This window comes from Pseudovibrio axinellae (assembly GCF_900110875.1).
GTDB lineage: Bacteria > Pseudomonadota > Alphaproteobacteria > Rhizobiales > Stappiaceae > Pseudovibrio > Pseudovibrio axinellae.
This window is the reverse complement of sequence record NZ_FOFM01000007.1, coordinates 304,348-325,968: the sequence shown is the minus strand read 5'-3', so window position 1 is coordinate 325,968 and position 21,621 is coordinate 304,348. Positions and strand designations below refer to the sequence as shown.

Sequence of the window (21,621 nt, the reverse complement as noted above, 5' to 3'; positions counted from 1 at the left end):
CACCCGATCCCATCCCGAACTCGGAAGTGAAACGCCCCTGCGCCAATGGTACTTCGTCTCAAGACGCGGGAGAGTAGGGCGCTGCCGGGCATGATAAACATACACAAAATCTCTCCAAAATATTCACAACATCATTCATCAAAAAGCCCCCGAGCACAAAAGCTCGGGGGCTTTTTGCGTTTGTATTTACCATCCCAAAACACTCCATCAACGCAAAGCGAGACTGAACGCGGGGCACCAACTATCAAGCAGAGCCTATGCGCTGTGTAATTGCTGAAACTTCAGGGCTGTCTAGAGGCAGCGTTTGCTGGGAGCCCCGTCAGCGGGGATAACAATGGGGCAGGCCTGCCGTCGTGTAGCTTCCAAGCAAACCGTTGCCGCACTGATGTGTCTGTGAGCTCAAGACCTGTTACGACTAGTTTGTTTCCGATATGGCGGGTTAAGGGAAAACTGAGTGACTGGAGCGCATCGGTAGCGGGACGATACAGCAATTCTCCTCAAGTCGTTGAAATGCCGCCCAAACTCCCCATCCATGGGCTTTGCGTTGTTTTGTGCGTTGCTATGTCAAACTTTGCGTTGATTGCGCGATACAGCCGTTGCTGTGCGCGTTTGGGGGGAGCTTCGGCATAAGCCGTGTCAGTGGGTCTAACCCCGTTCAGGTGCGCTTGGGGAGCTATCTTTGAAGTGCTCGAACACGCGTCGAGCAGGGTGAGACCGACTGCAGCTCAAACAGCACCGGAGTAACTGGGCAGGGGGATAGATTTGTTCAGTGGACGAAGCGAAAATAGATATCCCCGCGATTTGCGATTCCCCGCCGCTATAACCGTCACAGCGTTATCCCCGCAATGAGCTGTAAGCGGGCAAATTCGTGGTGCTGCTTATGTTTGATGGGAACAGATATGGGCTCTTTTCGAGTCTCTTTTGGCAAATAGGGTGAGTAAAAGCTATCTGGCATCGGTGATTGTTTGCGTTAGCACTGGTCTTCGGGTGCTAGGTGTACGACTATGTCGATGCTCGTTACTTTGTAGCCCTTCGGGGGATCGGCGAATTTTGTAAGTGGTAGCTTCTGATCAGGGCAATCCATGATGCGGTTTTCGGCTGGAACATAGAAATGGCGATGATCTCCGATATCCGTGTCATACCAAACCTTGTCCGCTGAGACTGCGACGCGCCGGATGAGGTTATGCTGCTCGAAATCGCGTAGCGCGTTATAGATTGTAGCGAGAGACAGGTGCTTGTCGTTTGCGAGAAGTTCTGAATACAGCATGGCGGCGTCTACATGGCGGTGGCCACCTGAAAATAAATGCTCGGCAATGAGGCATCTTTGTTTTGTGATACGCAGGCCAGCCTCTCGAAATTTATTGATTAAGCAGATTGATCTGTCAGGAATTGTAATTGTCGACATACGATGGCTTCCTTGATGGTGTGCGCAAAGTCGGGCTTATTCCATCCTCAACAGTTGAGGCCTTCGATCTGAGTTTAATTAAGGTAGACTTTATTGCAAGTGAGAGGCATTCGCAAATAGATATTATCTGAACCCGTGTGAGGCCTTTTGAGGTGCGATCGCAAGACCTTTGAGCGTTTCGCGCAAGGCTTGAAGTGGTTCTGCTGGTGGGTGAAGGTTGACGTAGCCTCGCAATTTGAGCTTTTAGATACGACATCTCAAAAGTGTGTTGGGGCTGAAATTTGCTTTCGTGGAAGGCTTGCGCTTTCTTATCTTTTTGCTTTTCTGGTTGAGGCCTGGCTCAACAGAACAGGAAGTGGCGCTGCTTGAATGTTCTCAAAGTGCCTTTGTCTTGGCATGTGCTGTCTCTATGCCAGTGGCTGGTATTGTCTTCAGCTAATGGAGTTGGGGTCACGGTTGGTATGGTCGTTTCTATCATCCCCCGACAGCGTGCTGCCGGGGGAGTTTTTTTGCTTACTTGGCTTAATTAGAGGAATGAGAAATCGCTCTGATCCAGATCACTGATCTGAATGCCTTTGAGGGTGACCGATGTTTCCGCATCAATTGTAATCACGGTATCTGCACCACTTTCGTGTGCCGCAGCTAGGACCGCGTCGTAGTCAGCAAAGAGTGCTGCATCAAGTTCGATCAGATCCTGCGCATCAACGCCAGTGGTAAAGTCCAGGACAGTATCATGGCCTGCATTGCCGGCTTTAAACACGAAGGTATCGTTACCATCGCCGCCGGTGAGCTGATCATCGCCTGCACCGCCTGAGATCGAGTCATCGCCGCCATTACCCTTGATCGTATCAGCCGCGTTGCCGCCCATAAGGACTTCGGCAGCGTCAGTACCCGTAATGACAAGCTCAGTTGCATCGAACGTTTCGATCACCGGAGTGCCTGTTGGCTGATAGATGGTTCCATCTGGCCCGACATAGTTGCCATCTGCATCTGGTGTGAAGATAGAGACGGAGCCGGAGTAAGATCCGTTATCATCGTCCCCGTAGGCCCCAATTGTGATCACACCGTCTTCATTGATTGAAACGGACCTGCCAAAGTTATCATTAACAGCCCCATCAAAGGCTGTGAGCACGAGCTCCTGATAGTCACCTGACCCATCGGGGATATAAACGTAAGCTGCCCCATTGCCCTCTATTGAACCAGCAACGATAATACCTGATTCGTTGATGGAAAGTGCTCTTCCTGTTCCACTGCCTGTCATCATTTTGGAGATGATATAATTGCCGCTGCCATCTGGCTCATAGATGTAGATGGCACCTTCTGACCCAACAACTATGGTGCCGTCATTTTCAACTGCACCGCCGATGCCAAAAGTCTCACTGGAATCAGGTGCACTCAGCTGTAATTGCGTATAGCCGCCAGAGCCATCTGGCGTGAAGACATAGGCCAGAGCGCCAAGGCCGTCAGCAAACACAACGCCATTGTCGTTTATGTTAAGCGTTGCGACACCAAAGCCATTAGTGCCCGGAGCGACCAATTTTGTCTCTGTATAGCCGCCAGAGCCATCTGGGGTGAAGATATAGATCCGATCAGAGTTCGCACCATGAGCACTTGCTGCGATCACCCCATCTGAGTTCATAGAAAGGGTGGCTCCAAGCAAATGGTCAGCTACCCCGTCTGACGCAGTTAGTTTGACTTCAGAATAACCGCCGCCTGCAGTTGGCGTGTACACATAAATAGAACCAGAGTCTTCAGCGTTGTCATCGTCATGAAAAGCGCTGACCGCGATTGTGCCAGAATTATTGACTGCCACGGAACGCCCGAAGTTATCAACACTTGCCCCATCTGAAGCCACCAGCTTGGTCTCAACATAGCCGTCCCCTTCGGGCGTATATACATAGACTGAACCGGAGTTCGCCGCCTTGTCATCGTCTGCGTAGGAACCAACAACAACCACACCGTGGTCGTTCACCTGTGTGCCAAAACCGAACTGATCTTTTTCAGCCCCATCGGAAGCAAGGAGCTTGCTGGTCGTTCCGTCTCCGTTAACCTCATGATACTCACCATAAGAGTAAATTACTGGTGTGCCTGTTGGCTGATAGATGGTGCCATCTGGCCCGACATAGTTGCCATCTGCATTTGGTGTGAAGACATAGACTGAACCGGAGTAAGACCCGTTATCATCGTCCCCGTAGGCCCCAATTGTGATCACACCGTCTTCATTGATTGAAACGGACCTGCCAAAGTTATCATTAACAGCCCCATCAAAGGCTGTGAGCACGAGCTCCTGATAGTCACCTGACCCATCGGGGATATAAACGTAAGCTGCCCCATTGCCCTCTATTGAACCAGCAACGATAATACCTGATTCGTTGATGGAAAGTGCTCTTCCTGTTCCACTGCCTGTCATCATTTTGGAGATGATATAATTGCCGCTGCCATCTGGCTCATAGATGTAGATGGCACCTTCTGACCCAACAACTATGGTGCCGTCATTTTCAACTGCACCGCCGATGCCAAAAGTCTCACTGGAATCAGGTGCACTCAGCTGTAATTGCGTATAGCCGCCAGAGCCATCTGGCGTGAAGACATAGGCCAGAGCGCCAAGGCCGTCAGCAAACACAACGCCATTGTCGTTTATGTTAAGCGTTGCGACACCAAAGCCATTAGTGCCCGGAGCGACCAATTTTGTCTCTGTATAGCCGCCAGAGCCATCTGGGGTGAAGATATAGATCCGATCAGAGTTCGCACCATGAGCACTTGCTGCGATCACCCCATCTGAGTTCATAGAAAGGGTGGCTCCAAGCAAATGGTCAGCTACCCCGTCTGACGCAGTTAGTTTGACTTCAGAATAACCGCCGCCTGCAGTTGGCGTGTACACATAAATAGAACCAGAGTCTTCAGCGTTGTCATCGTCATGAAAAGCGCTGACCGCGATTGTGCCAGAATTATTGACTGCCACGGAACGCCCGAAGTTATCAACACTTGCCCCATCTGAAGCCACCAGCTTGGTCTCAACATAGCCGTCCCCTTCGGGCGTATATACATAGACTGAACCGGAGTTCGCCGCCTTGTCATCGTCTGCGTAGGAACCAACAACAACCACACCGTGGTCGTTCACCTGTGTGCCAAAACCGAACTGATCTTTTTCAGCCCCATCGGAAGCAAGGAGCTTGGCTGCAGTGGCGTTTATGTCGCCTTCGCCTTGGATGGTGACGGTAACGGTTTGGGTTGAGCTTTCGCCGCTGTTGTCTGTGACGGTATATGTGAAGGCGTCGGTTGCGGTTTCACCTCTTTCAAGATCATCAAAATTGCCGTTGGGGTTGTAGGTAAAGGTGCCGTCACTGTTGATTGTCACCGTGCCTGTCGTGCTGGTTGTATCAACTGTAAAGGTATGCGTGTCGGATGCATCAGGATCGACAAAATCTGGGGTGATCACCAAAGGGTTGCTTTCCTGGGTGGTCACATTCATTGCGGAGGCAACAGGAGCGTCGTTCTGGCCTGTGATTGTTAAGGTCACTGTGGAGGTGGAGGTGCCGCCAAAGTTGTCGGTTACCGTGTAGGTGAAGGTGTCGGTGCCAGTTTCACCATATGAGAGAAAATCAAACGCAGCGCCTGGTGTGTAATCAAAGGTTCCATCGCTTGTTTCCGTCAGCGTCCCCAATAACCCGTCAGTATTTACTGTGTAGGTGTGTGTGTCGCCCACGTCCGGGTCTTGATAGGTGATACGGAAAACGATGGTGCCGTCTTCATCAGCCGTCAACTCAACCGGGAATGTGGTTGGTGGCGTGTTTGAACTCAGGCCGTGTACGGTGACTGTGACGGTCTCGGTTGAGGTTTCACCAGCGGCGTCGGTCACAGTGTAGGTAAATGTGTCGGTTGCTGTTTCGCCAGCTTCCAGGTCGTCAAACATGCCGTTTGGATCGTAGGAGAATGTGCCGTCGACATTCACCGTCACACTGCCAAGTGTAGCTGTGGTATCCACAGTGAAGGTATGCGTATCGTTCGTATCCGGGTCAATAAAGTCGGGGCTAACGATGATGGCTGTATTTTCATCCGTCTGAACTGCTAGTGCGGCCGCTACTGGGCCATCGTTTTGGCCTGTGATCGTGATTGTGATGGTGGACGTGGAGCTTTCACCTGCGCTGTCGGTGACAGTATAAGAAAAAGTATCACTCGCTGTTTCACCAGCTGCGAGATAGTCAAATGCAGTTCCTGGATCATAATGGAACGTATCATCACTCACGACCGTGCCTGAGCCGAGCATTTCAGTTGTGTTCAGGGCAAGGCTATGAACATCGCTCAGGTCTGAGTCCTGAAAAATCACCCTTACTGCAATTACCCCGTTTTCGTCAGCATAGACTGAAACAGGGTAGGAAATTGGCGCAATGTTCGACATTGTATTTACTCCCAAAAATCAAGGAGGCCATCGTTGGTGTAGTATGCTTGTGTGAAGCTTGTGGTTGTATAGAATTGTTTGCGTTCGCTCTAGGGTTTTAGGTTGCAAACAAGCCTGGCTGAGTGGTGTTTTCAGCTTGGCTTCGGCCTCTACACTGGTTGGTAGCTGTGCAGATTGCCCAGTAAAAACACTGGTTTTGGCGCAGCTCTCGCTGATACACACTAGACGTGGTGAAAGTCTGCTGGCACGTGGCATTATGCCTCACCTTAGGTAATCATAAATTGTGTTTTTGTTGCGGGATATAAAAACACAATCTAAAGTTGATTTTGTTTTTGGGTGTGGGGGCTTTTTGGATGTCTTTTAAATCCGCTATCAGTTCACGAATTGCGCAATACATTACGAGTGAAGGTCGAGTGCTGCAAAAGCGGCGTGCTTTTGAAAGGCAGAGAGCTCGCAGGGGAGAGGCACATGACGTGCATTACTTCCATCATGTTGCTGATCCCTACGCCCATCTGACGCTCCAAGTGCTTGCGGACTTGCAGAAGACCTATGCAATCACTTTGAAGATCCACCTGATATCTGCTCCGCCGGACTGCGCCGTTCCCGAGAAAGAAGCACTGGCTGCTTATGCGCTTGTAGATGCCAACCGCCTTGCGGGACACTATGGATTGTCAGGCCCCGGCTCGGTGCAGCCAGAGGCAGCGCAGATTGCATTGGCCGAAGCATTGGTGGCAGCTGAACTTGAGGCAGGCGCAGATATTGGCAAGCTGCTGAGTATCAGCATGAACTTATGGTCTGCAAAAGAGTTGCCAGCTTCAGGAGCCACCGCTTCACAGCAAGCCAAAGCCGAAGGCGATGCACTCCTTAGTCAGTACGGACACTATCTTGGTGCAACCTTCTATTATGGCGGGGAATGGTATTGGGGGGTTGACCGACTGCACTATCTGGAAGAGCGCCTGCATGAGCTTGGGTTAGGGCCTGTAACTCAGCACTTGCCGTTACATGCACCAGTCTCTGAGATGCCTGAGGATACACAGATTGATCTCTTCCTCTCATTCAGAAGCCCATACTCCTATCTGACGTTTGAACGCACGTTTGCCCTTGCTGATCAGGCGGGGGTGGCTGTGAACATCAGGCCCGTGTTGCCTATGGTCATGCGGGGGTTGCCCGTGCCTGCGGCGAAACGAAAATATATCCTTGCAGATGCAGCGCGTGAGGCACGGTTTCATGATGTTCCTTTTGGCCGGATTTGTGACCCCCTCGGCAAAGCCATTGAGCGCGGCTATTCGCTCCTGAAATTTGCAGATGAAAATAACCGCCTCAAAGAGTTTTGTGGTGCATTCATGAGCAGTGTTTGGTCCGCAGGGATTGATGCAAGCACGAACAAAGGTTTGGAGCGTATTCTCACATCGGCCGGGTTAGATTGGGACGCAGCTCGTGAGTGTGTCGATAATGAGGACTGGCGTGTTCAAATAGAGCAGAACCGGCAACACATGATGCAGCTGGGGCTTTGGGGCGTGCCAAGCTATGGCGTGGGTAAGGTGGGAATCTGGGGGCAGGATCGCCTTTGGGCCCTGGAGGATGCGCTATCAGACCTCACTGCGGACGTTCAAAACTAACGCCCTAAAATAAACCTACTAACTTTGGAGCCGCGTGATGTGGTGGGCAATTCTTTTCTGGTTGGCAACTCTTGCTGTACTTTGCTCGGGCGGTTCTTGTCACGATGGCGGTCCTGAACACCTACGCTACTGTATGGAGTTGGTATGATGCTTTGTTTCCCTTGCGGGTTGGCGCTACCTTTCTCCCCCTCATCACAGCGGTTATTGTTTTATGTTTGTGGGTGTGGCGACGTCCCCTGAGACCACGCGTGTATAAAACTGGTCTTGTTGTTCTGCTCGTTGCAGCCCTTGTGCCAGTGCTACCACGCATCGATTATGGCTCTCGGCAGATCTATTTGCATGGTGGTGATCTTCATCAAGTACCTTGGGTGTATAGGCCATACTACGGCTTGGCCGACATGGGGGATGATTTCTTTGAGGTTACCGCATCGATTTCCGATTTGTCTCCTATCCGTGAATGGACCCCATGGCCAAACAATAGAGAACAGAGGCTTATCCTGGGGAAAGCTGTAGACTACAATCGCGGAGGCGGTGGCGAATCACCAGAGCAGACCTGTCTTCGTGAGCACTCCACCGTACGATGCGAGTGGAAAAGCGGCCCGTACACCTATTACCTTAGAGGGGACGTGGACGAGATGCCCGATGATTTATCAGAGTTACGTGTGCAGGCCGGCAGGTTGCTGGATAGTTTTAGTGTAGTGCAAAACGGATCTCTGGCGCGCCACAACTAGGATTGGTTGCTATCGCATCAGTTCAGAGTTGGGGTGCTTCAACGGGACTAATCAAGTCAAATACAGGTTTTCAGATTTCGCCTGCAAAGGTTCAACTAAGAAGTAGGCCAAACATTCCGCTATTCAAATGTCGATCCTGTCCAACTTTAAAGGGGGACGGGTAACTGAATATAGGAGGAATAGCCATGAGTTTCAGATTACCGCAAACCTTATCAAATCCGCTGGAAATGTCTGAGCAAGAGAGCGCTCTTGCATATGAAATTAGTCAGGAAAAAGCTCAAACGCTTGGTAGGCTGGGCAGGCAATTAGCCAGTAAACTTAAAGACCTTGCCAATGAGACAGATCAGGACGCCCGAAATGACCTGAAAAGTGATGCTGCTGGCGTGCTTTATGAGTTCATGGTGTTCCGCGAAGCATGCGGACTGACCGGCGCAGAGAAGGTCTTGGAGCTGTACAATGTACCTGTTGATGTCCGTGCCCGCATGGGGCCAAACCTAACCAAAGCACGTTAACTGCATCTCTTCCGCTCGTCATCACGGGCTTAGAGAGATCGACCGGTGGATGAGTGTTCGCATGCAAGGCGAATGCAATGAGCGTCTTAATGGTAGGGTGAAGGAGGGGCAGATTGGGGCGGTGTTTAGTGTTTGCAAAGTGAAGTCTATTTGCTCTTATACATGCATGCTTACGAGTGTTTTTTATCAGTTATTTTCAAGGTGTCGGTATGGAACAGAAGGATGACGTCCCTGTTGTTGAGACCCGGTTTCAAACAGCCCTAAAAGAAATTGAGGACCCGTCAGTCGCGCTTCCTGAAGCGCTGAAATACTATGCTGCCAGTCGGATATTTTCCGCGGTGGAAAGCTGTTTTGCTCATTGGGAGGGCGTGCCCGATCTTTGCCATGCGGAGCTTTATTTGGAGTATCTGCAATCTTTAAAACAGGTGCAGAGCCGCTATGATTTTTTTCTGGCAACGCGGCAATATATGGCGCACCTGAAAAACGGCCATACCAGTTTCTACGACTCCACCATAGAAAAATGGTCTACCTATGGGTTTTGGGCTCGTCCCATGCCTGTATCTCAAGGTGCGCTTGACGAAAAGAAATGGGTCGTTTGCTTCTCAACCCATACTGGTCTTTCTGCTGGAGATATTATTGAGGAAGTTAATGATGTGCCAGCTTGCGAGTTTTTCGCAGGCTACGCAAAGTACATCAGCGCATCTAGAACTGAGGCCGCCGACTATTTTTTATTGCTCGGAAGGAATTTCCTCCTGCCATCAAAGCTCAAACTGACGCTTTCCTGCGGCAAGAGCGTGGCAGCTGACCGGGAGGCGAACAATGAGAACCCACTGGCAGGGCAAAAAGCGGTTCGTTTTGATTTGTCGGGAAAACACCCCTACCTTGCCATAGGCAGTTTTGATCGCCCCGAGTTTGAAGACCGCGCTGTTGCCTATATCGACCAGATCAAGGATCGTGACACTCTGATTGTGGATGTGCGCGGAAATGGCGGTGGGTCGACCCCAATGAAACTGCTTCAAAACCTCTGCGTGAAGCCTATCCCCCCGCTGAAGTTGCGTACACGCCAATTTAACGCGTTGGAACTGGCAAATATCAATGTTCCTTTGTTTTTGAGCGGAGAGCTGAATGCTCTGAATACGCGGCCAAATATGCAGAGTGCGATAATGATGGACATCAGCGATGGTGAGCCTGTGGAGCCTAGCGCGACCCCTTTTGGCGGGAAACTGGTTGTGCTGTGTGATGTTGGAAGCTGTTCTGCCACCGAAGACCTTTTGATGAGACTAAAATATACTGGGCGTGCGACAATTGTTGGTGAGACCTCAGCTGGATCGACTGGTCAGCCCTATTTTGACGAGATCCTGCCTGACATGACTGTCCAGGTATCCACCAAACGGGTCTGCTTCCCTGATGGTGCTCCGTTTGAAGGGGGTGGTGTTCAACCCGATTATCCGGTTGCCATGACTGCAGAAGATATCAAGACAGGACATGACCCTGTTTTGGCCTTTGCTGAAGAGTTGTTTGCCCGTGAGACCAAAATTGCGGGGCCAATTGGCGTCTCGGAAGCTGGTATGAGCAAACACTAAGGTGCATTGGTTTGAAGTTGAAGAGATTGCCGGTTTCTAACAGGTTATGTTGTGCTTAGTATGGGCGCGCAACTGTAACCTTGGGGGTGGTGTCGTGACCCGTGATGAATTTGATAGCTATTGCAGCTCTCTTGTTGGAACGAGCAATGTGATCCAATGGGGGAACGCCTCTGTGTGGAAGGTTGGCGGGAAGATCTTCGCGATTTGCTCAAACTGGGGCGGGGAAGACAAAGACAGGCCGGGCATCAAGATCAGCTTCAAGTGCTCTGATTTGTCCTATCGGATCTTGATTGAGCAGGATGGGATAATACCGGCCCCGTATCTTGCCCGCGCCAAGTGGGTGCAGGTGGATGACTTGGGTGCCATGAGTGATGCAGATATTTTGGACTATATTCGCGTTGCCCACTCAATTATTGCAGGTAAATTGACCCGGAAGTTGCAAAAGGAAATAGGCTTTGTGGGCGCCTGAGCGGTTTTGTAATTAAGCTATTTGGTGCATGTCGTGACGACCTGTACCAGCTAAAAATATTCCAACTATCTGTTTTTATGATGTTTTAGCCGTCCTGTTCGCAGGGCGGTTGTTTTGTTGCGTCTCCCTGTTTGTTCAGGTGGGTTGCGCACTGCTTTAATCCATGGTTAGTTTTCCATACGCAAGCGTATGGAATCAGCACATGACGAAAAAGCGACTGGCCCCAGAGGACTGGTTTATTGCCGGGTTTGAGGCTCTTGCCAAATCCGGACCAGCGGGATTGAAAGTGGAACCCATTGCGCGGGACCTACAAACCACCAAGGGGTCTTTTTACTGGCACTTTAAGGACCTTTCTCACTTCAAAAAAGCTTTGCTTGAGCGATGGCGGGTGTTGGCGACAGAGGACGTTATTGCTTCTGTACAAGAAGTGGGAACAGGGGGAGACCGGCTTGTGGCGCTGACGCAAAAAGCGACGACGGCCACTGGTGATCTGGCAAGCTTAAAGATTGAAACCACCATACGCGAATGGGCACGCCATGACGAACTGGCGGCGGAAACTATGGCTCAGATTGATGCTCATCGTATCAAATATGTGTTTGATGCGTTGGAGTATGAGGGGCCCGATAAGCAAACGCGGGCACAACTGATTTATGCAGCCCACCTTGGACTAAAGCTTCTGCGTGTTTCTGCGGGCATCAAGGGCAGGGCGGAGCGCCATATGTTGCTCAATTTATTGAAGATTGGCGAAGATAACGTGCATCTACAGGACAAATAAATTCCAATCAGATTTTTAACTGTCGAGCCCGGGGGGGATAAATGAGTTCAGTTCAGCAAGAGACAATTACGTTTCAAGGCAGTGATGGCCGCAGCTTGTGTGGTGATGTGTTTCGTGGCGAGAATCCACGGATTGCGATTATGATTTCTAGCGGAACGGGGTTTCCGCGAGGCTATTACCAACCGCTTGCTACTCACCTTGCGAACCTTGGAGCAGTGGTCCTTACCTATGATTATCGCGGTATTGGGGAATCTGCAGAAAAGGATTTGGCAGGCTCAAAGGTTGATCTGCCAGACTGGGCGCGACTGGATCAGGCTGCTGCTGTGGATGCGTTGGAAAAAGAGGCTGCGGGGCTGCCGATCACTCATATTGCGCATAGTGTGGGCGGTCATTTGATTGGCTTGATGCCAAATCAAGCGCGCATCAAAAAACATGCATTCGTAAATGTAGGAGCGGGCTATTTTGGTCATCATCACCTTAAGACTGCGCCGCTAGAGCTTTACTTCTGGTGGATTTACGGAACGTTTGCCCTGCTGCGCTGGGGCTATATCAAGTCCGCCGGTGGTTGGCGTGGTGCTCCCTTACCGCCGAAAATGTTCCGCACCTGGAGGCGTTGGTCTCAAAAGCCAGGGTATTTCAAGGGCGATCTGGAGACCGGCTTACGCCCGCACAGGTTTGATCAGGTCAAAGCGCCTATCCGATCCTGGCTGTTTCCTGATGACTCTATCGCGACCCAAAAAGCTGCGGAGTGTATTTTGGGTTTCTACCCGAATGCGCCACAAGAGATTGTTTGGCGCAAAGCCTCTGATATCGGGGTGAGGGCGATTGGTCACGAAGGTGCCTTCAGAGCAGGGCGTGAGGCGCTGTGGGATGAATGGTGGCAATGGCTGGTCAGTGATGAGGGGGCAGAGCAGCCTCAAGGCGCTTAGGGTTTGACATTGATGTGCAGCCATCTGGAGGATTGCTTCTTAAGGTGGCTGCACGCGGAGATCGTTTTGGCGCAGCCGTTACTTCAGATTGCTTTCGTTCTCTCTTGTTTTGTGCCACTAAGGCGCTATGGACTTGAACGACCTTGATGAGCGCCTAAAGGCTGATTGTGAGAACTGTGCTGCACTTTGCTGCGTTGCGCTTGCCTTTGACAAATCGAATGTTTTTCCTTTCGACAAGGAGGCCGGCGAGCCATGCCGAAACCTTGAAACCTGCGGGACATGCCGTATCCACTCCTCGCTTTCAACCAATGGCTATATGGGGTGTGTGCAGTTCCATTGTCATGGGGCAGGGCCGGCTGTCACTCAGGAGCTGTTTTCCGGCTCTAGCTGGCAAAACCAGCCACACCTGCTGCGTCCGATGATGGAAGCGTTCTGGGTGTTTTTGCGGTTGCAGGAGCAGGTTTTACTTTTGCGGCACGCCGCCAATTTACCGTTACCAGACGGAAAACAAAAAGAGCTGCATGCTCTCCTAGAGGAGCTTTGCCCGCAAGACGGGTGGAGTTGGGACGAATATCAAAACCTTGACCTAGCAAAGGTGTCTTCACAAGTTAAAGATTGGCTGGCTTCATTGCGCGAAGTGCTTGCTCAGCCCTGAGACAGTGGTGGTCAATGGCAGGCCTTGGCCGGCTTTCGGTGAACCAGTGCACGCAGGGTGTGTGGGAACAATACTCGGTACATTTTCAGGGCAACTTGATGCGCAGCCAGGTCGAATTCAAGAAAGCGATGAACCAGCTGGGAACTATGTTTCTCTTTTTTGCGGAGATGCGACGGTTTTATATGGCCATCTAGACAAAGAAATCGAAGCATCGACCGGAGATAGTGTGACCACCGATACGATACTGGGATATGTCGGAAACAGTGGGCGCTCTTCTGAGCCGCATTTGCATATCCATGCAGTCGAAGGCAGAGTGAGAAACAAGAGTGACTTACTCTATGGAGCGGAACCTGTGTTGATGCTGCGTCTGGCCCCAGATGTCGCCTCTAAGATTGAGCAGATTGTCTTCATGGGAGGATCAACGGATTACGGCAACGATAGCCCCGCCGCCGAGTTCAACTTGCTTTGTGATCCACATGCAGCACAGATCGTTCTGGACGCAGATATCCCGAAAATCATGTTCGGATTGAATGTCACCCATCAGGTTATTGCAACGCCCCAGCGGGTGCAAGCAATGCGTGATATCGGAAACGACGCGGGCCGCGTGTTTGCTGATATGTCCGTGTTCTTCGAAAAGGTTTATCGTGAACGCTACGGTTTCAAGGGATCGGCTCTACACGATCCCTGTACAGTTGCTTGGCTTTTGAAGCCTGAACTTTTTGCGACAAGAAAAATGCGGGTGGATGTCGAAACCAATCAGGGCATCAGTTTTGGCCGAACCGTACATGACATCTGGAATCTGGCGGGCAAGGAATGCAATACCGAGGTGGCTCTACGTGCCGACTCAAACGGTTTCTTTGAGTTATTGAACTCATTGTTGGTGAAGTTCAGATAGCTCCAGCATCTCACGTGTTTGCGCCAACCCAGATCTCATGAATCTTGCAATTCCTCTCGAATTTTCATAAGAATTTGCCCTAATCGGTTGAGACCGTTCCCATCAGGTCCAACTCCCCAATAGCCATCCACCGGTGAGTTCTCAGCTAAGTGCGCCTGTCCGGTCGACAGGAGAATGTTTCGTGGATGCTCATGAGTTTTAAACTTGTAGCGTACGGCATCTAACATGGTTTGATACTTGATCTTTTCCCAATCGGACCGCATAGGGATTTGCCTTGTATTGCCATAAGCCTTAGCGTCCTCCGGCTTACCGCAGTTTCTGATACGCTCGCGATAATCATCCTCGTGGAACTTCATTGCTTGATAATAATGCTCTACGGTCGGCCACCAACGGTCATCGAATTCGACACCATACGGTGCAAAGTTCGAAAACTCCGGATACTCGTCGGTCATTGAGTAGAAATAGATAGTATTCTCTGAAGGGTTGGTCATAAAAGTAAACCTGACAAAGTTGGCCGGGTCAAAAGGTGATTGTGTATGACTTGCAAAGGGAGCACATGAATCACATTTCGGCTGGTTTCGACCTGGTTTTTTCTGTTTTTTCTGCGCTTGATGGTATTCAAGCTTATCATCGACTTCCTTTACTGTTGTTTTAGTGGTTCAAAGGCTTTTAAATTGGTTGTAGTATAAAAGCCGGGTTTCCCACTCAAACCATACGGTACTTGAAGATCGGATATGAGCTTTGTTCTTGGGTGGAATAAGGTCAAAACAGATAAGACACAAAACGAATGCTCTACCTCTGATCAATGACTTAAGATTTCTCGCGGTTAAATATATAATCTGGGAAATATTAATACACCTGGATCGACGCTACTCCCTCTCTGAAAACAGTCGGAAAGCACAATACTGGACTTGGAAGCCAGGAGCCATAGATGTGCTCAGACTGGGCCCAGGATCAGCTTGGGGGTGACTCCGCTGGGTAAAGGCAGGTTTTGTACGGCTTGCGCTGTCATCCCGGTCACCGCGCCGGGAACCAGACACGTCTAAAGGTTGCTCTTCATATTTGTTGGTATTTGTAAGGTTGAATCTTAGCCTATCGGTGGATGAAGCTCGGGTTCTAAAGGAAACCGGTTACATCTTTTCTTCATTGGTCGGCGTTCTGGTTCGAAGGTACACTCACACTCTCATCTGTAAGCGACTGCTTAGGCATAATAAACCTACCCAGCGCTCTCTACAGCGGCAGGGCAAGATGGTAGCTGGTGGATGTTCTGAATTTAGATATTAGTGTAGGCTTGGGCGGTGCACTCAAGATTTCCGTAGCGTCGATATGATGCATTGTGTATAGGAGTGCATCTCTTATTACGGACTGACGGCACGGCGTGAGCGACATCTTAAAAACAATCAGCTTCGACCATGTTTCCATTGAGCGCAATGGCTCTGCAATTATCTCCGATGTGAGCGCAACTCTTTCAGAGCAACGAATTGGAATTATTGGCCGAAATGGCTCTGGTAAATCCACACTTGTGCGGAGCCTGAACGGTTTGCTGCCAATTTCGGGTGGCACTTTACGTGTGCATGGGGTTTCATCTGAGGAAGGGCCTAAGAGGCTTGCGCGTGTGACAGGGTTTGTCTTTCAAAATCCAGATCACCAGCTCATCTTTCCGACTGCTCTTGAAGAGTTAAGCTTTGGTTTGCGCCAGATCGGCGTTGGCAAACGTGAGGCGAAGGATCAGGGGTTTGCACTTCTCAAAGACCATGGAATTGAACAGCTCGCTGAGCGTCCGGTTCATGAGCTTTCTGAGGGTCAAAAGCAGCTGATCTGCATCCTTGCTGTGCTGATTATGGAGCCTAAGCTGCTTGTGCTTGACGAGCCTTTTTCTAGCTTGGATCTGCGCACACGGGCAGCATTGCGCAGGAAGCTGGATGCGCTTGAGCAACAGATTGTTTTTGTCAGCCATGAACTGGATGCCTTGAATGACTATGACAAGGTGTTGTGGATCGAAGAGGGGCAGGTCAAGCTCTCCGGTAAACCTGGTGATGTGATTCCAGCCTATCAGCGGCATGAGCTTTTTGGAGCTGATTTCCACTTTGCGGGAGCGGCGGTCTCATGATCTCACTTTACATGGCAGGCAACAGTTGGGCGCATCGGATGCCTGCCAGAGCAAAGCTGCTGTCTTTGTTTGCTGTGAGCTTGCTGGTCATTCCGTTCAACACCCTTTGGTTTTCTGCCCTAATGCTTGCTGTTGTGGTTGTGCTTTATGCAAGCCTTGGCAAGCGGGGTCTGGAAAAACTAAAAGCCGTCCGCCCACTGCTCTGGATGATGGGAATCATCTTTATCGTGCATGTGGTGCTGGGGGATATTGAGCAGGGCGCTATTGCTGTGTTGCGCCTATTAGCGATGGTGCTCCTTGCCAACTTTATTAGTATAACAACGCATATGGAGGCCCTGATGGACGCGGTTGAACCGCTGTTCTGGCCTTTGCGTGTGTTTGGTCTTTCTTCAAGGCGCATGTCACTGGCTGTAGCTCTGGTGATCCGTTTTGTTCCGGTCTTATTGGCAGTCTATGCGTCTTTGCAGGAAGCTTATAAAGCCAGAACCACTCGCTCAAACAGCTGGCGTCTGCTGGCTCCGTTTGCTTTGCATGCGATTAAAATGACAGATCACGTTGCAGAAGCTTTGATCGCTCGTGGCGGTGCTGATGGTTTTGACAGATAGAACGAAGTTAGGATGAAAATGTCGAGTGATCGCTCTTTAGTTCATATTGCATTTTATGCAGCTCTGATTGCAGCTCTGGGGTTGATGCCCAAAATTGAGCTGGGTCTTGCTGGCGGAATTCCAATTACGGCGCAGTCTCTAGGGGTGATGCTGGCTGGTATGATGCTGGGCCCTGTTCGTGGTGGCCTTGCTGTTGGCCTGTTCCTGTTCCTTGTTGCGCTGGGCTTGCCGCTGTTGGCAGGCGGTCGTGGCGGCATCGGCGTGTTTTATGGTGCAAGTGCCGGGTATCTGGCTGGTTATCTGGTTGGCGCAATCGTTGTTGGTGCGATCATGAAAGCCATGCGCAACACGAACGTGGTGTTCGGCGCTGTTGTTTCTGGCGTGATTGGTGGCATCGTGGTGGTGCATGCGCTTGGTGTGCCTGTGTTGGCCTACAAAGCAGGTATGTCACTGGATCAGGCGATTATGGTTGGTAGCCTGCCGTTTATTCCAGGTGATCTCATCAAGGTGGTGCTAGCGACGCTTGTGGCACACACAATCGCGCGTGGTTTGCCTTCTGCTATTCTTTCGCGTGCATGAGTTATGTCGGTCAATATGTTGATCAGTTTGCGAGCCAGCGCCCTCAAGCGCTGGCTTTGCTTTGTGATGAGCATCGTTATACCTGGGCAGAGCTGGCAAGAGCCGTTTCTCAGGTCGCGTATGGCGTTGACGCGTTTGGGCAGCATGGCGATAAAATTGCGTTGGATTTTCAGCGTGCAGATCTGTTCCTGATCGCCTTTATGGGTGTCATTCGAACGGGCCGTATTGCTGTTGTGCTGGACAGTAAATGGGAGCAAAGGCGCAAAACTGATGCTGAGCGCCGCGTCGGGTGTGTGATGCGCCTTGGTGATGCGGATGTCCTAGAGTTTTTAGAGGCTCAGGTAACCGGTCGCTCTGGTGAGACCGTGACCGCTCATGGTGAGGACCCGTTTTATATTGGGTTTACCTCAGGCTCCACTGGTCAGCCAAAGGGGTATCAGCGCGGCCATGCGTCCTGGCTGAAGGGGTTCTCGCTTTCAAAAGATGTGATGGGACTGGGCGCGTGGGACCGGGTTGCTGTGCCGGGGCCAATGAGCCATTCGCTTCATTTGTACGGCGCCGTGCAAGCGCTGGATATGGGCGCTGCCGTGCTGACTGTCAGCCAGTTTCAGGCGCGCCGGTTTGTTAAAGACATGGAGGCGTTTGGGGCAAGCGCGGTTTATGTGACACCTACTCAACTTCATTATCTGGTTGCTGCGGGCAAAAGCAAAGTTGAACTGGACGAGTTGCAGCGTGTTTTGATCAGTGGTGCGAAGTGGACAGGGCAGGGGCTGTCTCACCTTGCAGGTGTTGCGCCAAACGTGCAAGTGATTGAGTTTTACGGTGCGTCTGAGCTCAGTTTTGTGAGTGTTAAGAGACCGGTTGATGAGGCGCCTTCTACCTCTGTTGGTGTGCCAATCCCCGATATTAAGCTGGAGATCCGTAACCAAGTCGGAGAGCCAGTTGGAGTTGGTGAAACCGGTTGCATTTGGGTTGCCAGCTCTCATGCGTTTGACGGCTACGCGTGCGGGTCTGATGATAGTTTCCGGCGTGATGGTGCGTTTGTTACGATCGGTGATCATGGCTGGTTGGATGCCAGTGGGTTCCTCTATGTAGCGGGGCGTGAGAACCGGATGTTGGTGAGTGCCGGGGTGAATATCTACCCTGAAGAAGCTGAGCGCTATCTGGAGGCTCGCCGCGATGTGGCCCACGCTGCTATTTTGCCAAGTGTTGATGAGGTGCGCGGAACGGTTGCTGTTGCGCTGGTGAAAGCAAAGCCTCATCAAGAGCTGGAAGTTATGGGGCTGTTGAAGGACTTGCGAAAGCAGGTTGGGTCTTCTAAGGCGCCTCGGCGTGTGGTGATCGTGGAACGGGATTGGCCCTTGACTGCTAGCGGTAAGACAGATTTTGGCCGGTTGGCGCAGCTTTATGAGCAGGAGTTGGCGTGAGCGTATCAGCTTACCTTGTTGCAGCCCGCAGAACGAGCGTTGAACCTCGCGGCGGGGTTCATGCTGATCGTGGGGTGCATGAGCTTTGGGCGCCTGTGGCAACTGCCGTTCTGGCTGATGCAGGATTAAGCCTAAGTGATGTAGACGAGGTGGTGCTTGGCAATGGGCTGTATGGCGGAGGAAACCCCGCTCGCGTTGCTGCCCTTGAATGCGGTTTGCCTCTTAGTGTTACTGCTTTAACACTCGATACACAGTGCTGCTCTGGTCTTGATAGTCTGGTGAATGCTGCGGCCAGTGTTGGCTCTGGTCAGGCGGAGGTTGTGCTGTGCGGCGGTTTGGAAAGCTACTCGAAGCGGCCTTTGCGTGCGCATAAAGGGCAAGATGGGCAGGCGGACTTTTATCTGCGCCCGCCGTTTACACCATGGCCGGAGTGTGACCCAGATATGCTGGAGGCAGCAGCTCATCTGGCGCGCACATTGAGGATTTCCAACTCTCAACAAAATGCGTGGGCCATTGAGAGCCACCAAAAGACATTGCGGGCTTTAGGGCCTCAGGAGTTTGTGCTGCTTGAGGGGCAAACTAACGCAATGGATGGGTTTGCGCGTAAGCTTTCGCCCCGATTAGCGCAGCGGGCCAAGCTGCTGACAGGCGAAGGTGAGTATGTGCAAACGTCTGCCACGACTGCGGTTGAGGCGGATGCGGCTGCTGCGTTACTTGTGGTTTCTGGTGAGGTGCTTGACCGGCTCAACGCTGATTTCGCCGTGGAGATTATCGGCTGTAGCCGCAAGGGGGCTGATCCTGAGTTTCCCGGCCTTGCGCCAATTGCCTCAACCCAGCAGGTGCTTGCCAAAACCAAATTAAGCGCGCAGGACTTTGCAGCTGTTGAAATCATGGAGGCGTTTGCCTCTCAAGCGATCGCCTGTGCGGATGCGTTTGAGTTTGACCCGCTTGCTATTAATCGCGGCGGCGGGGCATTGGCGCGGGGCCATCCCATTGGCGCATCTGGCGCTATTTTGGCGGTACGGTTGTTTCATGAACTGAAGCAAGAGCCCAACGGGGCGCTGGGCCTTGCTATGATTGCAGCCGCTGGCGGGCTGGGAACCTCCGCTGTGCTTCAACGATGCGTTTAAGCCAGATCAGCTCGCAGTTGCATTGCCGTGAAACACTTATGGGCTAGGTAGCATCCTGCTGGTCTAGCCATTTCAAAATCGTCTGGTTTGTTTCAACGGGCATTTCCTGTTGAATCCAATGACCGCAGTCCAGATTGATCTCGTCCACATTCGGCACGAACTCAGATAGTCTCTCAAACTTCGGGATCACGTCGCGCTCGCCATAAATCATGAGGGCAGGGTGCTGGATGATTGGGTTTACGTCCGCCAATAAATGCCAGTTGCGATCAAGGTTTCTGTACCAGTTTATACTGCCTGTGAACCCTGTGGTTTGGAAGGTGGAGACGAAAACGGCCAGTTCGCGGTCGCTCATGATCGGCTCACCGAGCGGGGCTTGCGCTTTGGCTAGATTGATCATCGCCATATCGGGTTCAGGGGGCGCATTTTTGCGGAACAAGTTGCGAAGGAACTGGGCTGAGTTTTCTTCCAGTATCGCGTCTGCGACACCCGGTTGTCGATTGAAGTGAACCATATAATAGTCGCTTCCAAGAAGCGCCTCCAAGAACTCGCTCCACGGCTGTTCTGTGCGCTCTTGGTAAGGCAGGGCCAGGTTTATTAGTCTTTTGACCCGCTCAGGATGCAATAAGGTCAGCCCCCAAACGACAAATGCTCCCCAATCGTGACCGACAAATGTAGCGTCTTGGTAGCCATAGTGATCGAGAAGTGCGGTGAGATCACCCGCAAGGTGCTCAATGTCATAATCTGTAACTTCAACCGGGCGGGATGAGTTGCCGTAACCACGTTGGTTTGGTGCAATGACATGGTAGCCAGCCTCAACAAGAGCGGGTATCTGATGACGCCAAGCATAGGCGTGTTCTGGCCAGCCATGACAGAGCACGATAGGCTTTCCTGCGTTTTCGCGGCCTGCTTCAAAGACTTCAAGCTGCACACCGTTGACGGCGATAAGGGTGGGGTTGGGAAAATCGGCGGGATCAAACATAAAACTATCTCCATTTAGACATGTTCAACGCCTGTCTAATTTGTAATAGTGCCAAATTCTGTCACTAATGAATGATAGGTTTTCAGAATGAACACACGCCTTCGACATGATGCCATCGTGCGCAGCCTTCGCCGCAATGGCACTTTGACAGTTGCTGATTTGGCGCAGGAGGTTGGCGCATCCCGGCGTACCGTGTTGCGTGACATTAGTGCGCTTCGAGATGAGGGCTTTGTCATTCATTCTGAACCTGGGCGCGGCGGAGGCTTACAGCTGGACCCGCAGTCGGTTCAGACCACCGCGCGGCTTTCGGTTGCGGAAGTTTTTGCGCTTCTTATCAGCGTGGCGTGTATGCGAGCTGCCGGAAACTTGCCCTTTTCGGGTCTTGCAGATGCTGGACTTGCCAAAATAGAAAGGGCCTTGCCCTCGGATAAGGTTCGAGATTTGCGCCGGTTTCTGGATTGCTTGTATGTTGGGCAGCTTTCACCGCAGGTAGACATTTCTGACATGGGAGTAATGGAGCCTGCGCTGCTGCCTGCATTTGAGACAGCTTTTTTGCAACGCCATCACTTGGGTTTCCAGTACCGTGATGCAAAAGGGGCTGTAACGAGCCGAATTGTTGAACCCCAAGCTATGCTGATCTTGCCACCTCTATGGTATTTGGTGGGGTGGGACCCTGTACGCGAGGACTTTCGTCATTTTCGAATGGACCGGATCAGCAGGCCGAAATACCTCCCGAATACAAGCTTTCGGCAACGGCATGTGCCATTTGAGGATAACATTCGCCCCATTCGCGATTTACCTCGCTAATCCTCAAAGAAG

General features: G+C 51.4%; 20 protein-coding genes and 1 rRNA gene. 17 read left to right on the top strand and 4 right to left on the bottom strand.

The annotated features are described in order from the left end of the window. Positions 1–90: ribosomal RNA gene (rrf, locus tag BMZ51_RS16800) — 5S ribosomal RNA — on the top strand; the annotation flags it as partial. A gap of 880 nt (positions 91–970) precedes the next feature. Here the strand turns inward: rrf and BMZ51_RS16795 are convergent. After that, positions 971–1,405, bottom strand: a complete 435-nt coding sequence (locus tag BMZ51_RS16795) for a Fur family transcriptional regulator (protein WP_068003379.1) — start codon at positions 1,403–1,405, stop codon at positions 971–973. Between BMZ51_RS16795 and BMZ51_RS24110 the strand changes: the two genes are divergently transcribed. After that, on the top strand, positions 1,396–1,536 hold the full coding sequence (locus BMZ51_RS24110; RefSeq protein ID WP_161941203.1) for a hypothetical protein: 141 nt from the start codon (positions 1,396–1,398) through the stop codon (positions 1,534–1,536). The two genes, BMZ51_RS16795 and BMZ51_RS24110, sit on opposite strands and share 10 nt — an antisense overlap. Positions 1,537–1,931: 395 nt before the next feature. On the opposite strand, the gene BMZ51_RS16790 is transcribed toward BMZ51_RS24110, so the two are convergent. Further along, positions 1,932–5,804 carry a beta strand repeat-containing protein gene (locus BMZ51_RS16790; RefSeq protein ID WP_074882159.1) on the bottom strand — a complete coding sequence of 1,291 codons (3,873 nt, stop codon included), beginning with the start codon at positions 5,802–5,804 and terminating at the stop codon, positions 1,932–1,934. A gap of 353 nt (positions 5,805–6,157) precedes the next feature. Here BMZ51_RS16790 and BMZ51_RS16785 point away from each other — a divergent pair, with 353 nt between their 5' ends. The 9 genes from BMZ51_RS16785 to BMZ51_RS16745 all read left to right on the top strand — a co-directional run bounded on the left by BMZ51_RS16785 (position 6,158) and on the right by BMZ51_RS16745 (position 13,972). Further along, positions 6,158–7,423: a DsbA family protein gene (locus tag BMZ51_RS16785; RefSeq protein WP_068003385.1), complete on the top strand. Its 1,266-nt coding sequence runs from the start codon at positions 6,158–6,160 to the stop codon at positions 7,421–7,423. A gap of 248 nt (positions 7,424–7,671) precedes the next feature. Next, positions 7,672–8,154, top strand: coding sequence for a hypothetical protein (locus tag BMZ51_RS16780; RefSeq protein ID WP_139201410.1), 483 nt, complete (start codon positions 7,672–7,674; stop codon positions 8,152–8,154). A gap of 185 nt (positions 8,155–8,339) precedes the next feature. After that, the gene (locus BMZ51_RS16775; protein ID WP_068003390.1) at positions 8,340–8,666 is read left to right on the top strand and encodes a DUF6665 family protein; all 327 of its coding nucleotides are present in this window, start codon (positions 8,340–8,342) and stop codon (positions 8,664–8,666) included. A 209-nt stretch (positions 8,667–8,875) separates the two neighbouring features. Further along, on the top strand, positions 8,876–10,249 hold the full coding sequence (locus tag BMZ51_RS16770) for a S41 family peptidase (protein ID WP_068003392.1): 1,374 nt from the start codon (positions 8,876–8,878) through the stop codon (positions 10,247–10,249). Between the two features lie 94 nt (positions 10,250–10,343). Beyond that, on the top strand, positions 10,344–10,718 hold the full coding sequence (locus BMZ51_RS16765; protein ID WP_068004170.1) for an MmcQ/YjbR family DNA-binding protein: 375 nt from the start codon (positions 10,344–10,346) through the stop codon (positions 10,716–10,718). Between the two features lie 202 nt (positions 10,719–10,920). Next, complete coding sequence (locus BMZ51_RS16760) at positions 10,921–11,493, top strand: TetR/AcrR family transcriptional regulator (RefSeq protein ID WP_068003395.1); 573 nt, start codon at positions 10,921–10,923, stop codon at positions 11,491–11,493. A 41-nt stretch (positions 11,494–11,534) separates the two neighbouring features. Then, complete coding sequence (locus BMZ51_RS16755; protein ID WP_068003398.1) at positions 11,535–12,422, top strand: alpha/beta hydrolase family protein; 888 nt, start codon at positions 11,535–11,537, stop codon at positions 12,420–12,422. 127 nt (positions 12,423–12,549) lie between these two features. Continuing rightward, the gene (locus BMZ51_RS16750; RefSeq protein WP_068003401.1) at positions 12,550–13,077 is read left to right on the top strand and encodes a hypothetical protein; all 528 of its coding nucleotides are present in this window, start codon (positions 12,550–12,552) and stop codon (positions 13,075–13,077) included. Between the two features lie 61 nt (positions 13,078–13,138). Further along, positions 13,139–13,972 (top strand): nucleoside hydrolase, encoded by an 834-nt coding sequence (locus BMZ51_RS16745; protein ID WP_139201408.1) that lies wholly within the window; start codon positions 13,139–13,141, stop codon positions 13,970–13,972. A gap of 35 nt (positions 13,973–14,007) precedes the next feature. Here BMZ51_RS16745 and BMZ51_RS16740 read toward each other — a convergent pair whose 3' ends face one another. After that, on the bottom strand, positions 14,008–14,463 hold the full coding sequence (locus BMZ51_RS16740) for a riboflavin biosynthesis intermediates N-glycosidase (protein ID WP_068003408.1): 456 nt from the start codon (positions 14,461–14,463) through the stop codon (positions 14,008–14,010). 887 nt (positions 14,464–15,350) lie between these two features. Here BMZ51_RS16740 and BMZ51_RS16735 point away from each other — a divergent pair. From BMZ51_RS16735 to BMZ51_RS16715, 5 genes are read left to right on the top strand one after another with little or no spacing between them, the layout of a single operon-like run. Then, positions 15,351–16,082 (top strand): energy-coupling factor ABC transporter ATP-binding protein, encoded by a 732-nt coding sequence (locus tag BMZ51_RS16735; RefSeq protein WP_068003410.1) that lies wholly within the window; start codon positions 15,351–15,353, stop codon positions 16,080–16,082. Next, positions 16,079–16,687 carry an energy-coupling factor transporter transmembrane component T family protein gene (locus tag BMZ51_RS16730; protein WP_068003413.1) on the top strand — a complete coding sequence of 203 codons (609 nt, stop codon included), beginning with the start codon at positions 16,079–16,081 and terminating at the stop codon, positions 16,685–16,687. Before BMZ51_RS16735 ends, BMZ51_RS16730 begins: the two co-directional genes overlap by 4 nt. A gap of 18 nt (positions 16,688–16,705) precedes the next feature. Further along, complete coding sequence (locus tag BMZ51_RS16725; RefSeq protein ID WP_068004171.1) at positions 16,706–17,266, top strand: biotin transporter BioY; 561 nt, start codon at positions 16,706–16,708, stop codon at positions 17,264–17,266. Further along, positions 17,263–18,693 carry an AMP-binding protein gene (locus tag BMZ51_RS16720; protein WP_068003416.1) on the top strand — a complete coding sequence of 477 codons (1,431 nt, stop codon included), beginning with the start codon at positions 17,263–17,265 and terminating at the stop codon, positions 18,691–18,693. The genes BMZ51_RS16725 and BMZ51_RS16720 overlap by 4 nt, the downstream gene beginning before the upstream one ends. Further along, on the top strand, positions 18,690–19,823 hold the full coding sequence (locus BMZ51_RS16715) for a thiolase family protein (protein WP_068003420.1): 1,134 nt from the start codon (positions 18,690–18,692) through the stop codon (positions 19,821–19,823). Before BMZ51_RS16720 ends, BMZ51_RS16715 begins: the two co-directional genes overlap by 4 nt. A 43-nt stretch (positions 19,824–19,866) precedes the next feature. Here the strand turns inward: BMZ51_RS16715 and BMZ51_RS16710 are convergent, their stop codons facing one another. Beyond that, positions 19,867–20,802: an alpha/beta fold hydrolase gene (locus BMZ51_RS16710; RefSeq protein ID WP_068003423.1), complete on the bottom strand. Its 936-nt coding sequence runs from the start codon at positions 20,800–20,802 to the stop codon at positions 19,867–19,869. Between the two features lie 87 nt (positions 20,803–20,889). Between BMZ51_RS16710 and BMZ51_RS16705 the strand changes: the two genes are divergently transcribed. Further along, positions 20,890–21,609, top strand: a complete 720-nt coding sequence (locus BMZ51_RS16705; protein ID WP_068003426.1) for a helix-turn-helix transcriptional regulator — start codon at positions 20,890–20,892, stop codon at positions 21,607–21,609. The last annotated feature ends 12 nt before the right edge of the window (positions 21,610–21,621 follow it).